Genomic DNA, 13,760 nt, shown 5'->3' with positions numbered 1-13,760 from the left:
CGCGGCGCGCTCACAACTCGGCGAGGATCTGCTGGCGCCGGCGTTCGTACTCCGCCTGGTCGATCAGGCCCTGCGCGCGCAATGCTTCGAGCGCGCGCAGCCGCGCTTCCACCGATGCCGCCGGTGGCAACGGCGGCGGCGAAGCAGCGCGCTGGGATGCTTGCGCACGCTGGTCGCGACGCATGGCCAGCCATACCGCCGCAAAGACCAGCACCGGCAGCGCCAGTACGACGAACAGAATCACGAAGTGCCAGATGCTGAATCCACCCATCCCATCCTCCTTGATGCGGCGCGTGCCGCGCGGGTGTTACTTCGCCTTGCCCTGGTTGGCCACCGCTTCGGCCGCCTTCTTCGCCGCTTCCGGATCGCCGAGATAGCGGTAGGACTGCACCTTCAACTCGTCGTCCAGCTCGAACAGCAGCGGAATGCCGGTGGGGATGTTGAGTTCCAGGATTTCTTCGCGCGAGACGCCGTTCAAATACTTGTACAGCGCGCGCAACGAGTTGCCGTGCGCGGTGACCAGCACGGTCTGCCCGGCCTTCAGCTGCGGCGCGATCGCGTCGTGCCAGTACGGCAGCACGCGCTCGAGCGTGGTCGCCAGCGACTCGGTGGCCGGCAACGCGTTGCGGTCGAGCGTGGCGTAGCGGCGGTCGTGCAGCGGATGGCCCGGATCGTCGGCCTCCATCGGCGGCGGCGGGATGTCGTAGGAACGGCGCCAGATCTTGACCTGTTCCTCGCCGTGCTTGGCCGCGGTCTCGGCCTTGTCCAGGCCCTGCAGGCCGCCGTAGTGGCGTTCGTTGAGGCGCCAGCTCTTGTGTACCGGCAGCCAGTCCTGGTCCAGTTCCTTCAGCGCGCCCTGCAGGGTGTGGATGGCGCGCTTGAGCACCGAGGTGTGCGCCACGTCGAACTGCAGCCCCTCCTCGCGCAGCAGGCGACCGGCGGCGGCGGCTTCCTGGCGGCCTTGCTCGGTGAGATCCACGTCCACCCAGCCGGTGAAGCGGTTATCCAGGTTCCACTGGCTCTGGCCATGGCGCAACAGTACGAGTTTGCGGGTCACTGCGACGGTCTCCGTTGGGGGATGCGTGGGTCGTGCGGCCCTGGATTGTAGCCGGTGGCTGGGAATGGGGAGTCGGGAATGGGGAATGGAAACGGCTTGGCGTTCCGGCGCGCTTTGCCGTCTGGCGATCTGTCGCGGCTGAAGCCGCTCCTACAAAGGGCACGCCGGGCTGACGCTGCGCTGGAACGCAAGCGGATCGGCGCCGACGACCGTCCCCCTCTCGTCGAGACCGCGACCTCTCGTCGCCAGACATCGATCAGGAGCATGCTTCGACGATTCCCCATTCCCGTTTCCCCATTCCCAGCTCCTCCACGCCACGGCCACGAATGCGGCGCGATCATTCGCAAATGGATACTTCTTCGCACAAGGTCTTCGGCGACTGGGACGGCAGCATCGTGCAGGCGCGGGCGTTGCAGGCCACGCTGGCCAAGCAGGTGCGGCTGCACGACGAAGTGCCGGACCCGCCGCGCTGGCTGGCCGGATTCGACGTCGGCTTCGAGGACGAGGGCCGCATTACCCGCGCCGCCGCCGTGCTCATCGACGCCGACACCCTGCAGCCGCAGCAGGCCGAGATCGCCCGCGTGCCGACCTCGATGCCCTACGTGCCGGGACTGCTGAGCTTCCGCGAACTGCCGGCGCTGCTGGCCGCGCTGGCCCTGTTGCGGCAGCGTCCGGACCTGGTGTTCGTCGACGGCCAGGGCATCGCCCATCCGCGCCGGCTCGGCATCGCCGCGCACTTCGGCGTGGTCACCGGCCTGCCCAGCATCGGCGTGGCCAAGAAACTGCTGGCCGGGCGCCACGACGAACCCGGGCCGCAGGCCGGCGACCGCAGCCCCATCGTGCACCGCGGCGACACCGTCGGCTGGGCGCTGCGCAGCAAGCCGCGCTGCAATCCGCTGATCGTCTCGCCCGGCCACCGCGTCGCGGTGGACAGCGCGCTGGACTGGACCCAACGCTACCTGCGCGGCTACCGGCTGCCGGAGCCGACCCGCCTGGCCGACCGGCTGGCCTCGCGCCGCGGCGAGGTCACGATGCAGGCGGCCGAGAGCGGGCAGTTGTTCTGAATCCAGCCGCTACGCATCGATGCGTCGGGTGCCGCCTGCGCGGTGCGCGGCGGCGGCAAGCACGGCCTGCAGCAGCGCGATGCGATGCCGCCGGCCACGCGTCGATCGCGCATGGCCGGCGGTGGGCATCGCTGGCGACTACCGGTTGCCGATGTTGATCCCGCCGTTGACGATCTGGATGTACATGCCGGCCGGGCGCGGGCGCGCGAAGAACTGCAGGTTAACGCTGGCCAGGCCGGTTCCGCCGGCGCAATTGGCCGAGCTCATGCCGATCGCGGTGTAACGAATATTGGTACGCAGCGTCGGGCCGGCGACGCGGCCGCCGTTGTTGACCGGATAGCATCCGCCGCCCTGCCCGCCCGCCACCAGCAACGCCTTGGCGTTCCACAGGTTGTTGATGATCACGGTGGGGACATTGATGTCGGCGCTTTGCGCCTGTGCCGGCACGGCGGCAAACGCCGCCAGCGCCATCGCGATCGACAGCACGGCGGTGACGGTATTGCTGGATTTCGACGAACGGATCATCAGGATGCTCTCGAGTTGGGGGAGGAATGCAGCGAGCGCGCTGCAACGCTGCAGGCCGGGACGGCCCCGGCCGGCAGCGCCCGATTATTCCGGTTCGCCGTCGATAACATCACCCAAAGTTACAAATTTGCAGACAAAAAACGCGCGCCCTTCAGCACTATGCGATTTCGCTAGTCTGGCATGCCGAACACGCATGCCAATCGCGGCGCAACGCCGACCCAGCCTTGGGAGGACTCGCCCCATGCGACACAGTAAACACTGCGGCCCGGGACAGTCCGTCTTGCCGCAACGCTCCCACTTCGGCCATCGCGCATGCGAAGCTCGTCCCCCTTGTTCCCACGTCCGCGAGGCCGCGCATGCCCACCCTGATCGCTCCCCGCGTCCACGACATCGGCGGTTTCGAAGTGCGCCGTTCGGTGCCCAGCCTGCAGGCGCGCAGCGTCGGCCCGTTCGTGTTCATCGACCACATGGGTCCGGCGATCTTCGAACCCGGCCACGGCGTGGACGTGCGCCCGCATCCGCATATCGGCCTGGCCACGGTGACCTTCCTGTGGTCCGGCGAGATCGGCCACCGCGACACGCTCGGCTCGGACCAGGTGATCCGCGCCGGCGACGTCAACTGGATGACCGCCGGCCGCGGCATCGCCCATTCCGAGCGCACGCCTACGTCGCTGCGCGCGCAGCCGCATCCGCTGCACGGCATGCAGACCTGGGTGGCGCTGCCGAAATCGGCCGAGGAAACCGCGCCGGCGTTCTACCACCATGCCGCCGCCAGCCTGCCGCAGCAGCGCCGCGACGGGGTGTGGCTGCGGGTGATCGCCGGCCGCGCCTACGGCGAGGAATCGCCGGTCAAGGTGTTCGCCGACACGCTCAACGTGGCGCTGGACCTGGACGCGGACGCGGAGATCGACCTGGACACGGGCCACGTGCAGCGCTCGCTGTACGTGCTGGAAGGCGAGGCGCAGCTGGACGGCGTGGACATCCCCGCGCGCTACCTGGTGCTGCCCGAAGCCGGCGCGCGCGGACGCTTGCGCGCCAAGACCCCGCTGAAGGCGATGCTGATGGGCGGCGAGCCGCTGGACGGGCCGCGCCACCTGTGGTGGAACTTCGTGTCCAGCTCCACCGAGCGCATCGAGCAGGCCAAGCGGGACTGGCGCGAGGGCCGCTTCGGGCTGATCCCCGGCGACGACCAGGAATTCATCCCGCTGCCCGAACCGGGCAAGTAAGGCGGCCGGCGCGATCGGCGTGATTCGGGCGCGGCGCCGCGCATCGCGGCATGTCGACCAGGACGCCGCGACCCGAGGGAGCGACGCCGGGCGGCCTGGTGTCGCCCGTCGCCGCGGGCACCATCGGTCAGGCCCGTCACGACCGATGAGCGAGGCCACCCGGAGTCGCTTTCCCACTGCGTCAAAGCGGATCGCGAAACGCGCTAGCGCGCCGCAGCGGCCGCCACGCGGCCCTTTGCCGGCACCGCGTCGTCGACCAAGTCCACCGCAAGCTGCTGCAGCTGTTGCGCCAGGGCCTTGTTGCTTACGCCGTCGCTGGCCTCGAGCAGGGTGTAGACCGCCTGCAGCTGGCGCAGGCCCTTGGGCGGCACCTTGATCACCTTGCCGCCGACGATGACGAAACCGCCGCCACCGACGGCGACGCCGGGCGACAGGTAGCTGGCGACGATGACGAATCTGCGCGGATCGATGCTGGGCATGGGCTGTACTCCTTTACAGGGATGGAAGGACGACACCGCAATGCGCCTGCTGGCGCGGCGGCATCCCCTGCTTCAACGCGGCACGGGCGCCGCAGCGGCCACCGCCCACTGACTGCATTCAGGCGAGCGCCGCCCCACGCCGGTGCCGGCTCGCAGGTTTTCGACCCGCATTCCAATTGTCAAGTGCCGCTCGCTGGGCTATGGTTCGGGCAGCGGCGGGGAAATGGCGGCCGCACACCGGGACACGCATTGCGTAGGGGTATGCACTGCACGCGGATCCCGCAAAGGAATGAGGGTGACGTGCCGTGCGCCTGCGTCGGCGTGCGCTGAAGATCGATACCGTCGCAACGCGGCGGTGCATGGGGACATCGCGAATGAGGGTTGCAAACTGGCTCACCGGCCTGTCGGTCCTGCCTGCCGTGCTGGCGGCGGCCACGGCCATGGCGCAACAGGCGCAGAACTGTCCGCAACTGCCGCCGCAGTCCAACCTGCAGTGGAGCGAGCGTAGCGACAAGGGCTTCATCGTGTGCCGCGCGACGGCCGCCGACGGCCGCCAGGTGCTTGGCATGATGCTGACCTCGCGCGACCCGAACATCCCGCTGGCGCGCAACCTGCGCGAAGAGAAAGGCAGCATCGCCGGCGAGAGCGTGCATTGGTACCGGCCGGATCTGGGCGGAGTCGATGCGCCGGGCCTGGCCTCGCGCCGGGTCACCGTGGTCGAGCTGGGCAAGGACCACTACGCCCAGGTCTGGATCGATGCCGGCGACGTGCAGGAGCTGCAATCGCTGCAGTCGCTGGTGCAGGGACTGGACATGCGTCCGACCAGCGTGGCGCTGGATCGCTGAACCTGCCGACACCTTTGTAGGAGCGGCTTCAGCCGCGACAGATTCCCTCCGGGTAGAACCTGTCGCGGCTGAAGCCGCTCCTACAGGGTTTCATGGCGTGTCGATCGCCACCCCAGGCCGCTAGAACCGCCCTTCCTGGAAATCGACGAAGGCCTGCATCAGTTCTTCGCGCGTGTTCATCACGAACGGCCCGTGCCGCGCCACCGGCTCGCGCAACGGCCGGCCGGCGACCAGGATCAGCCGCGCGCCCGCCGCGCCTGCCCGCAACTGCAGCAGGTCGCCGCCGCCGAGCACGGCCAGGGTCTGCGCCGGCAGCTCGCGCGCGGCCTCGCCCTCGCCCAGCATCGCGGCGCCCTCGTAGGCGTAGGCGAACGCGTTGTGCCCGGCCGGCAACAGGTGGTCCCAGCGCGCGTCGGCGTCCAGCGCGATGTCCAGATACAGCGGATCGGTGGCTGGCTGCGCGATCGGCCCGTGCACGTCGCCGACCTGCCCGGCGATCACCTTGACCGTCACTCCCGGCGCCGGCTGCGCCAGCGGGATGCGCTCGGGCGCGAATTCCTGGTAGCGCGGCGCGGTCATCTTGTCGCGCGCCGGCAGGTTCACCCACAGCTGGAAGCCGCGCATGCGCCCGGACTCCTGCTCCGGCATCTCCGAATGCACCAGGCCGCGGCCGGCGGTCATCCACTGCACGCTGCCCGGGGTCAGCAGGCCTTCGTTGCCGTGGTTGTCCTTGTACCGCATGCGCCCGTCGAGCATGTAGGTGACGGTCTCGAAGCCGCGGTGCGGATGGCTGGGGAAACCGCCGATGTAGGCCTCGGCGCGGTCGGTGCCGAATTCGTCGAGCAGCAGGAACGGGTCCAGCTCGGGCAGTTCGCCGCCGCCGATGACGCGGGTCAGCCTGACCCCGTCGCCGTCGGCGGTGGCGCGGCCACGGATGGTGCGCGCGATGCGCGCGGGCGCGGCGGTGAGGGTGTCGGTCATGGCGGGCGATCTCCTGGTGAAGCACCGTATATGGGCGCGCCGCCGCCGGCGGCCAATCGCGATCGGCGCAACCCATCGTTCCATCGCAGGGGCGCCGGCCGGCCGTGCGCCGGGTGCACCGGCTGCACCGGAAGTGTCGGCGTGGCGCGTTTGGGCGCGATGCGGATGTCGATGCCGATGCCGGTGCGCGTGCCGGCCATAACCGCTCTTGTGGGAGGGACTTCAGTCCCGACTGCAGCCAAGCCCGCCGATCCCGCAGCCGCGCTCTTGCACCCGATGCTCCGCGCGATGCCTAGCGATCAGGCAAAGTCCGTCTCGACCCACCGCCTCCCCACCGCCACGGCCTGGCATGCGTCCCCGCGACCCGCGCGATCGTCGAATACGGCGCCGACTACGACCAAAGTACTAGGGCCATCGCCTGTCCCGGCATTGACCCCCCAGGCCATCGGGGCGACCCTTGCGGGAATCTTGTGGGGGAGCGATCTGCATGAAAGGGTTTTCCAAACTGGCCTGGGCCGCGCTCGCGGTGCTGGCGGCGTTCTGCCTGGGCACCATCGCCCTGCGCCGCGGCGAACACATCAACGCGCTGTGGATCGTGGTCGCCGCGGTCTCGATCTACCTGATCGCGTATCGCTTCTACAGCCTGTTCATCGCCACCAAGGTGATGCAGCTGGACCCCACCCGGGCCACGCCCGCCGTGCTCAACAACGACGGCCTGGACTACGTGCCGACCAACAAGCACGTGCTGTTCGGCCACCACTTCGCCGCCATCGCCGGCGCCGGACCGCTGGTCGGCCCGGTGCTCGCCGCGCAGATGGGCTACCTGCCCGGCCTGCTGTGGCTGGTGGTCGGCGTGGTGTTCGCCGGCGCGGTGCAGGACTTCGTGGTGCTGTTCCTGTCCAGCCGCCGCAACGGCCGCTCGCTCGGCGACCTGGTGCGCGAGGAGATGGGCCAGGTGCCCGGCACCATCGCCCTGTTCGGCGCGTTCCTGATCATGATCATCATCCTGGCGGTGCTGGCGATGGTGGTGGTCAAGGCGCTGGCGGAGAGTCCCTGGGGCATGTTCACGGTGATCGCGACGATGCCGATCGCGATCATGATGGGCGTGTACATGCGCTACATCCGCCCCGGCAAGATCGGCGAGATCTCGGTGGTGGGGCTGATCCTGCTGCTGGCCGCGATCTGGTTCGGCGGCAAGGTCGCCGCCGATCCGACCTGGGGCCCGGCCTTCACCTTCACCGACGTGCAGATCACCTGGATGCTGATCGGCTACGGCTTCGTCGCCTCGGTGCTGCCGGTGTGGCTGCTGCTGGCGCCGCGCGACTACCTGTCCACCTTCCTCAAGATCGGCACCATCATCGCCCTGGCCATCGGCATCCTGGTGGTCATGCCCGACCTGAAGATGCCGGCGCTGACCCAGTACGCGCACAACGGCATGGGCCCGGTGTGGACCGGCGGCATCTTCCCGTTCCTGTTCATCACCATCGCCTGCGGCGCGGTGTCCGGCTTCCATGCGCTGATCTCCTCCGGCACCACCCCCAAGCTGCTCGCCAACGAAGGCCACATGCGCTACATCGGCTACGGCGGCATGCTGATGGAATCGTTCGTCGCGGTGATGGCGCTGGTCGCCGCCTCGATCATCGAGCCGGGCGTGTATTTCGCGATGAACGCGCCGGCCTCGATGGTCGGCAGCGACGTCGTCGCGGTCGCGGCCAAGGTCAGCGAATGGGGTTTCGCGATCACTCCTGAAGTGCTCGAAGCCACTGCCCGCGACATCGGCGAGACCACCATCCTGGCCCGCGCCGGCGGCGCGCCGACCCTGGCGGTGGGCATCGCGCAGATCCTGCACCAGCTGTTGCCGGGCGAGGACATGATGGCGTTCTGGTACCACTTCGCGATCCTGTTCGAGGCGCTGTTCATCCTCACCGCGGTCGACGCCGGCACCCGCGCCGGGCGCTTCATGCTGCAGGACCTGCTCGGCAACTTCGTGCCGGCGCTGAAGCGGACCGAATCGTGGGGCGCCAACATCGTCGCCACCGGCGGCTGCGTGGCGCTGTGGGGCTACCTGCTCTACACCGGGGTCAAGGATCCGTACGGCGGCATCCGCACGCTGTGGCCGCTGTTCGGCATCTCCAACCAGATGCTCGCCGGCATCGCGCTGATGCTGGGCACGGTGGTGCTGTTCAAGATGAAGCGCGACCGCTACGCCTGGGTCACCATCGTGCCGGCGCTGTGGCTGCTGATCTGCACCACCTACGCCGGGCTGATCAAGATCTTCGACCCCAACCCGGCGCAGGGCTTCCTGGCGCAGGCGCACAAGTTCCAGGAGGCGATCGCCAGCGGCACCATCACCGCACCGGCCAAGACGGTGCCGCAGATGCAGCAGATCGTCACCAACGCCTACGTCAACACCGGGCTGACCGCGCTGTTCCTGTTCGTGGTGTTCTCGATCCTGATCTACTCGGTCAAGACCATCCTCGCCGCGCGCCGCAACCCGCAGCGCAGCGACAAGGAAACCGCGTACGTGGCGCTGCAGCCGCACCAGATGGCGGACGTGTGATGAGCAACGACCTGGTTCCGGTCGGGCAATACCAGGCGCACCGCCGGCTGTGGCGGCGCCTGGTGCAGACCGCGCGGCTGTGCTGCGGCATCCCCGACTACGACAACTACGTGCGCCACGTGCTGGAGAAACATCCCGACCGGCAACCGATGGACTACAAGACCTTCTTCCGCGAGCGCCAGGAAGCGCGCTATGGCGGCAAGAGCGGGTTTCGTTGTTGTTGAGGTGCCGGGATTCGGGATTGGGGATGACCAGCCATTCGGCTGTGGAAAGCCGGGATTGGCAACGGCGGGAGCGCGGTGCCCGAGGGCATCGCGGCTGCGGAAAGCAAGCCATGACGCTTCGATGCGTAAGCGCGCACTTCGACCTGCTTTGAACACGCGCCGCCCCGTGTAGGAGCGGCTTCAGCCGCGACAGGCAGCCCGGAGAAGACACACACAACGGATGGCATGATGCTGTCCGGAGACGCTCTACTCCGTCCGCCACGCTCCGCGGCAAGGCCACAGCGAGCGGACAGCCCCGACTCCGCGTTTGTGCGTCGCCGCCACCCGGCAGCGCGGCCTCTCGATCGACACTACGCCGCCGCCGCGCGCACCAGTTCGGCGTAGACCTGCGGCAACTGCCGCATGTGCTCCATCACCGCCGCCACGCCGAGGTGACGCAGGGTGTCGGCGTGGCCTGGCGGGATGTGCGCTGCGCCGGTGAAACCGATCACGGTCATGCCCGCGGCCAGCGCCGCGCTGGCGCCGGTGACGCTGTCCTCGATCACCAGGCACCGCGGCGGCGCCGCGCCCAGGGTGTGCGCCGCCAGCAGGTAGACGTCCGGCGCCGGCTTCGGCCGCGCCACCATGTCGGCGCTGAAGATGTGGCCGTTCACCCGCTCGGTCAGCCCGGCACGCGCCACCGACGCCACCACGCTGTGGCGCAGGCTGTTGGAGGCGACCGCCAGCGGCAGCGGCAACGCCAGCAGCGCCTCGCGGACGCCGTCGATCGGTTGCACCTCGGCGGCGATCAACGCTTCCGAACGTTCCCGGATTTCCTCGAACAGGCCCGGCGGCAGGGTCACCGCGAAATGCCGCTGCACCCGCTCCACGATCTCGTGCGCGGTCTGGCCGAAACTGCCGGCGAGGTAGGCCTCCAGCTCGGCCCGCGGCACGTAGGCGCCCAGCGCGTCGAACATGACCCGGTCGGCCAGCACCTCGCTGTCGACGAGCACGCCGTCGCAATCGCTGATCAGCAGGTCGAAGGGGGTCGCGGTCATCGCAAGGGCCTCGGCGGAAAACCCGCATTATGCCAAGTTGCGCATGTACGCCACCTGCGTGCGGCAGCGCCGGCGGGTGCATTGCGCCGCAATCGGGCCATTCTCCGCCCCCGGCGCAAACATGCGTCCGGGTCGATCGGCGCTCCACCGCGCATGCCACGCCCATGCAGATCGCGCCAGCGCTGTAACAAAACCTTACCGAACCGGCGCCGGACAGCTGCTAGCATCGGTCACGGTGGCAAGGAACGTCGCCACCGGCAACAGGAACGCGAACAGGAAAAGGAGCCCTCCATGCGCAAGCAGTTCCCCGTCCTGATCGCGCTTGCGACCTCGATGTCCATCTCGGTCTCATGCGCCGCCCCGCCCGGCGCCAAGGAGCACTCTGCCATGTCAGCCACGCTGCAGGATCACTCGGTCGCGTTCCGCGATCCCCACCTCGCCGACATCGCCGCCGCCGTCGCGCGCGGCGACGCGGCGCGCATCGCCGCACTGGCGCCCGGCGTGGACCTGTCCGCGCACGGCGACCAGAACGTCACCCTGCTCGAATACGCGATCTGGAACGAACAGCCGCGCGCGCTCAGTGCCTTGCTGGACGCTGGCGCGAATCCGGCCGAACCGGGCATGGACCAGGAAACCGTGGTGCACATGGCCGCGATGGCCAAGGACCCGCAATACCTGAAGATCCTGCTGCAGCATGGCGCGCCGGTGGATCCGGTCAGCGCGCGCGGCAACTGGACGCCGCTGTTCCGCGCGCTGCAGAGCAAGCGCGACGAACAGATCCAGCTGCTGCTGCAGGCCGGCGCCGATCCGCACCGGGTCGATGCCAGCGGCAACTCGCTGCTGCACCTGGCCGCGCAGAGCAGCGCCGGCAACCCCTGGGTGCTGAAACTGCTGCAGGCCGGGGTCGATCCGGGCCTGCGCAACGCGCAGCAGAAGACCTTCCAGGCGTATTTCTTCACCACGCCCGAGCGCCTGCTCAACAGCACCGCGCAGCAGACCCGCGCCGCGGTACGCGACTGGTTGAGCGCCCACGACATCCCCCTGGAAGCGGGCCGCTGAGGCGGCTGTTCGCAGCACACGCAAGGAGCCGCGCATGAGCCAGAACGATCTTTCCAATACCGACGCGTCCGCCCCGTTCGCCGAAGCCGTTCGCGGCCAGCAGCCGCAGGCGGTGGACACGCAACTTCCCACCTTGCTGCAGGATCTCTACGGCACGGCCGCCCAGCGCCGCGCCGGCGGCGCGGAAAGCTTCGCGGCGCTGCCCGACGGCTGGACCCGCCTAGACGATGGCGCCGTGCAGCGCGCCGGCATCGATCCGGGCATGCTGCACGATGCCAAGAGCGGCTTCGATGCCGCGTTCTACCGCAACGAACAGGGCAACGTGGTGCTGGCGTTCTGCGGCACCGACGAAGGCAAGGACTGGAAGCACAACATCGGCCAGGGCCTGGGCTTCGCCGACGCGCAATACGCCTCGGCGATCCAGCTCGGCAGCCAGGCCAAGCAGGCGTTCGGCCAGGACCTGATGATCTCCGGGCATTCGCTCGGCGGCGGCCTGGCCGCGGCCTCGGCGATGGTCAACGACGTGCCGGCGGTCACCTACAACGCCGCCGGGGTCAACGACCGCACCCTGGAGCGCGAAGGCCTGGACGCGTCCGCGGCCAAGGACTACGCCGCCGATGGATTGATCCGCGGCTACCACGTCAAGAACGAACTGCTGACCCACCTGCAGGAAGACAGCATCCCGCTGAAATGGGCGATGCCCGACGCCGCGGGCCACCAGATCCAGTTGCCGGACCCGGATCCGCTGTCGTTCGGCCAGCGCCTGGTGCCGGGGATGATGCTCAAGCATCGGCTGGACCTGCACGGCATCGATTCGGTGATCAAGGCGCAGGAACTGGAATCGCAGAGCCACGCGCAGACCCAGGAACGTGCGCTGCCCACCGGCAGCCGCCTGTTCAACGACGCGGTGGTGCAACTGGACGGGCAGCGCGAGCGACTCGGCCTGCGCGACGACGCGCAGTTCCTCAACACCGCCGCCAGCGTCGCCGCGCGTGCCGGACAGGACGGCCTCAAACAGATCGACCAGCTGGTGCCCAGCCGCGACGGCGACCGCCTGTTCGCGGTGCAGGGCCGCGCCGACGACCCGGCGCATCTGCGCAGCCAGGTGCAGACCGCGGCGGCGGCCAGCGAACCGGCGCAGGCCAACGTCGGCCAGCTGCAGCAACAGAATCTGCAGGCGAACGTGCCGCAGCAGGAAGAGCAGCAGCGCCGGGTCGCGCTGCAGCAGTAGGCCGCCGCAAATCCCCTGTAGGAGCGGCTTCAGCCGCGACAGAACGCATCGGTAAAGCCCGTCGCGGCTGAAGCCGCTCCTACAGGGTCATGCCGATGCGCTACGGCGCCCCCGCCATCGCGCGCAAGGTGATCCCGACCAGGTATGCCAGGTAGGTGCCGGTGGCATAGCCCATCGTGCCCAGCAGCACGCCGACCGGCGCCAGCGCCGGATGGAACGCGGCCGCCACCACCGGTGCCGAGGCCGGGCCGCCGACGTTGCTCTGCGAGCCGATCGCGAAATAGAAGAACGGCACCCGCAGCAATTTGCCCAGCGCCAGCAACAGCAGGATGTGCACGCACAGCCAGATCAGCCCGAGCAGGAAGATCCACGGGCGGTCGAACAGCGCCAGCAGGTCCATCTGCATGCCGATGCAGGCGATCAGGAAATACAGCAGCAGCGAGCCGATGCGCGAGGCGCCGGCGCCTTCCAGGGTGCGTGCGCGGGTGAAGCTGAGCAGCAGGCCGATCGTGGTCGACAGCACCACCACCCACACGAACGGCGCGCCGAGGCTGAACTGCTTGGCCCAGGCGACGTTGGCCGCGAACCACGCCGCGGTCGGCACCGCGATCGCATGCGCCAGGCCGACCGCACCGAACGCGAGGCCGACGATCAGCATCAGGTCGGTCAGGCTGGCGACGCGTTCGTGCTGCGCCTGGAACTGCGCGATGCGGTGTTTCAGGTCGTCGATGCCGCTGGTGTCGGCACCGCTGCGCGCATCGATCGCCGCCGCGCGCGGGGCGAGGAAGATCAGCAAGGCCATCCACACGTAACCGACGCCGACATCGACCACCGCGAACTGGCCGAAGGTGGTGGCATCGACGTTGAACACTTCGCGCATCGCCAGCATGTTGGCGCCGCCGCCGATCCAGCTGCCGGCCAGTGCGGCCATGCCGGCCCAGGTATCGCCGGCCACCGTGGCCGGATGCAGCCACTTCATCAGCTGGAACGCGACCACCGCGCCGAGCATGATGCTGAAGGACGCACCCAGGTACATCGCCACCAGCTTCGGCCCCAGGCGCAGGATGCCCTTCAGGTCGACGGTGAGCGTCAGCAGCACCAGCGCCGCCGGCAGCAGCACGTCGCGCGCGACCGGGTCGTACAGGCGGTTGTGCTGCCCGTCGATCAACCCGACGGTGTTGTAGATGCCGGGAATCAGGTAGCACAGCAGCAGCGCCGGCACGACGCTGTAGAAGCGCTTCCAGAATCCATGCGGCCGCGCGGCGGTCCAGAACACCGCCCCGAGCGTGGCGGCGATCAGGCCGAAGATGACGATGTCGTTGTGGATCATTGGGAAGCCGGGAATGGGGACAGGGGAATCGGGACTCGTAAGAGCAAAGCCGGACGGCGCGAACGCGAGCGCCGCACCATCGATCGACGCAGCGGATGGAATAGATCACTCATCCGTGCGACCCGTCCCGAGTCCCGAGTCC

At 69.0% G+C, this 13,760-nt stretch carries 14 protein-coding genes; 7 read left to right on the top strand and 7 right to left on the bottom strand.

The genetic code is table 11. From position 1 onward, the window contains the following. Positions 1 to 10: 10 nt before the first annotated feature. A complete protein-coding gene (locus JR064_RS06865) occupies positions 11 to 271 on the bottom strand; it encodes an SHOCT domain-containing protein (RefSeq protein ID WP_179566081.1) in 261 nt (86 codons plus the stop codon). A 36-nt stretch (positions 272 to 307) separates the two neighbouring features. Next, complete coding sequence (gene gpmA, locus JR064_RS06860; RefSeq protein WP_179566083.1) at positions 308 to 1,057, bottom strand: 2,3-diphosphoglycerate-dependent phosphoglycerate mutase; 750 nt, start codon at positions 1,055 to 1,057, stop codon at positions 308 to 310. Positions 1,058 to 1,404: 347 nt separating this feature from the next. Here gpmA and nfi point away from each other — a divergent pair, with 347 nt between their 5' ends. Next, positions 1,405 to 2,121 (top strand): deoxyribonuclease V, encoded by a 717-nt coding sequence (nfi, locus tag JR064_RS06855; protein WP_206229220.1) that lies wholly within the window; start codon positions 1,405 to 1,407, stop codon positions 2,119 to 2,121. 138 nt (positions 2,122 to 2,259) lie between these two features. Here nfi and JR064_RS06850 read toward each other — a convergent pair whose 3' ends face one another. Continuing rightward, positions 2,260 to 2,607: a hypothetical protein gene (locus JR064_RS06850; RefSeq protein ID WP_206229219.1), complete on the bottom strand. Its 348-nt coding sequence runs from the start codon at positions 2,605 to 2,607 to the stop codon at positions 2,260 to 2,262. A gap of 395 nt (positions 2,608 to 3,002) precedes the next feature. On the opposite strand from JR064_RS06850, the gene JR064_RS06845 reads away from it, so the two are divergent. After that, entirely contained in the window at positions 3,003 to 3,872 is an 870-nt protein-coding gene (locus tag JR064_RS06845; RefSeq protein WP_179566089.1) for a pirin family protein, read from the top strand. A gap of 203 nt (positions 3,873 to 4,075) precedes the next feature. On the opposite strand, the gene JR064_RS06840 is transcribed toward JR064_RS06845, so the two are convergent. Continuing rightward, positions 4,076 to 4,351: a hypothetical protein gene (locus JR064_RS06840; protein ID WP_206229218.1), complete on the bottom strand. Its 276-nt coding sequence runs from the start codon at positions 4,349 to 4,351 to the stop codon at positions 4,076 to 4,078. 374 nt (positions 4,352 to 4,725) lie between these two features. Here JR064_RS06840 and JR064_RS06835 point away from each other — a divergent pair, with 374 nt between their 5' ends. Beyond that, complete coding sequence (locus JR064_RS06835) at positions 4,726 to 5,196, top strand: hypothetical protein (protein ID WP_179566093.1); 471 nt, start codon at positions 4,726 to 4,728, stop codon at positions 5,194 to 5,196. 120 nt (positions 5,197 to 5,316) lie between these two features. Here JR064_RS06835 and JR064_RS06830 read toward each other — a convergent pair whose 3' ends face one another. Then, complete coding sequence (locus tag JR064_RS06830) at positions 5,317 to 6,177, bottom strand: pirin family protein (protein ID WP_206229217.1); 861 nt, start codon at positions 6,175 to 6,177, stop codon at positions 5,317 to 5,319. A gap of 487 nt (positions 6,178 to 6,664) precedes the next feature. On the opposite strand from JR064_RS06830, the gene JR064_RS06825 reads away from it, so the two are divergent. Both JR064_RS06825 and JR064_RS06820 read left to right on the top strand, forming a co-directional pair. Beyond that, on the top strand, positions 6,665 to 8,737 hold the full coding sequence (locus JR064_RS06825) for a carbon starvation CstA family protein (protein ID WP_191825691.1): 2,073 nt from the start codon (positions 6,665 to 6,667) through the stop codon (positions 8,735 to 8,737). Continuing rightward, positions 8,737 to 8,961 (top strand): YbdD/YjiX family protein, encoded by a 225-nt coding sequence (locus JR064_RS06820; RefSeq protein ID WP_064539465.1) that lies wholly within the window; start codon positions 8,737 to 8,739, stop codon positions 8,959 to 8,961. Before JR064_RS06825 ends, JR064_RS06820 begins: the two co-directional genes overlap by 1 nt. Before the next feature lie 350 nt (positions 8,962 to 9,311). Here JR064_RS06820 and JR064_RS06815 read toward each other — a convergent pair whose 3' ends face one another. Then, positions 9,312 to 9,998, bottom strand: a complete 687-nt coding sequence (locus JR064_RS06815; RefSeq protein ID WP_206229216.1) for an HAD family hydrolase — start codon at positions 9,996 to 9,998, stop codon at positions 9,312 to 9,314. Between the two features lie 291 nt (positions 9,999 to 10,289). Between JR064_RS06815 and JR064_RS06810 the strand changes: the two genes are divergently transcribed. Beyond that, positions 10,290 to 11,057: an ankyrin repeat domain-containing protein gene (locus JR064_RS06810; protein WP_179566100.1), complete on the top strand. Its 768-nt coding sequence runs from the start codon at positions 10,290 to 10,292 to the stop codon at positions 11,055 to 11,057. 34 nt (positions 11,058 to 11,091) lie between these two features. Continuing rightward, positions 11,092 to 12,288 carry a Tle-like phospholipase domain-containing protein gene (locus JR064_RS06805; protein ID WP_206229215.1) on the top strand — a complete coding sequence of 399 codons (1,197 nt, stop codon included), beginning with the start codon at positions 11,092 to 11,094 and terminating at the stop codon, positions 12,286 to 12,288. Between the two features lie 100 nt (positions 12,289 to 12,388). Here JR064_RS06805 and JR064_RS06800 read toward each other — a convergent pair whose 3' ends face one another. Next, entirely contained in the window at positions 12,389 to 13,618 is a 1,230-nt protein-coding gene (locus JR064_RS06800) for a DUF819 family protein (RefSeq protein WP_206229214.1), read from the bottom strand. Positions 13,619 to 13,760: the final 142 nt, after the last annotated feature.

The organism is Xanthomonas bonasiae, from assembly GCF_017163705.1.
Classification (GTDB): domain Bacteria; phylum Pseudomonadota; class Gammaproteobacteria; order Xanthomonadales; family Xanthomonadaceae; genus Xanthomonas_A; species Xanthomonas_A bonasiae.
The sequence above is the reverse complement of the archived record's forward strand: the minus strand, read 5'-3'. Positions and strand labels throughout refer to the sequence as shown.

Bases quoted from the DNA above. Each gene is read 5' to 3' on its own strand.
- JR064_RS06865 (WP_179566081.1), bottom strand. From the start codon at position 271: ATGGGTGGATTCAGCATCTGGCACTTCGTGATTCTGTTCGTCGTACTG.
- nfi (WP_206229220.1), top strand. From the start codon at position 1,405: ATGGATACTTCTTCGCACAAGGTCTTCGGCGACTGGGACGGCAGCATC.
- JR064_RS06845 (WP_179566089.1), top strand. From the start codon at position 3,003: ATGCCCACCCTGATCGCTCCCCGCGTCCACGACATCGGCGGTTTCGAA.
- JR064_RS06840 (WP_206229218.1), bottom strand. From the start codon at position 4,351: ATGCCCAGCATCGATCCGCGCAGATTCGTCATCGTCGCCAGCTACCTG.
- JR064_RS06835 (WP_179566093.1), top strand. From the start codon at position 4,726: ATGAGGGTTGCAAACTGGCTCACCGGCCTGTCGGTCCTGCCTGCCGTG.
- JR064_RS06830 (WP_206229217.1), bottom strand. From the start codon at position 6,177: ATGACCGACACCCTCACCGCCGCGCCCGCGCGCATCGCGCGCACCATC.
- JR064_RS06825 (WP_191825691.1), top strand. From the start codon at position 6,665: ATGAAAGGGTTTTCCAAACTGGCCTGGGCCGCGCTCGCGGTGCTGGCG.
- JR064_RS06820 (WP_064539465.1), top strand. From the start codon at position 8,737: ATGAGCAACGACCTGGTTCCGGTCGGGCAATACCAGGCGCACCGCCGG.
- JR064_RS06815 (WP_206229216.1), bottom strand. From the start codon at position 9,998: ATGACCGCGACCCCCTTCGACCTGCTGATCAGCGATTGCGACGGCGTG.
- JR064_RS06810 (WP_179566100.1), top strand. From the start codon at position 10,290: ATGCGCAAGCAGTTCCCCGTCCTGATCGCGCTTGCGACCTCGATGTCC.
- JR064_RS06805 (WP_206229215.1), top strand. From the start codon at position 11,092: ATGAGCCAGAACGATCTTTCCAATACCGACGCGTCCGCCCCGTTCGCC.
- JR064_RS06800 (WP_206229214.1), bottom strand. From the start codon at position 13,618: ATGATCCACAACGACATCGTCATCTTCGGCCTGATCGCCGCCACGCTC.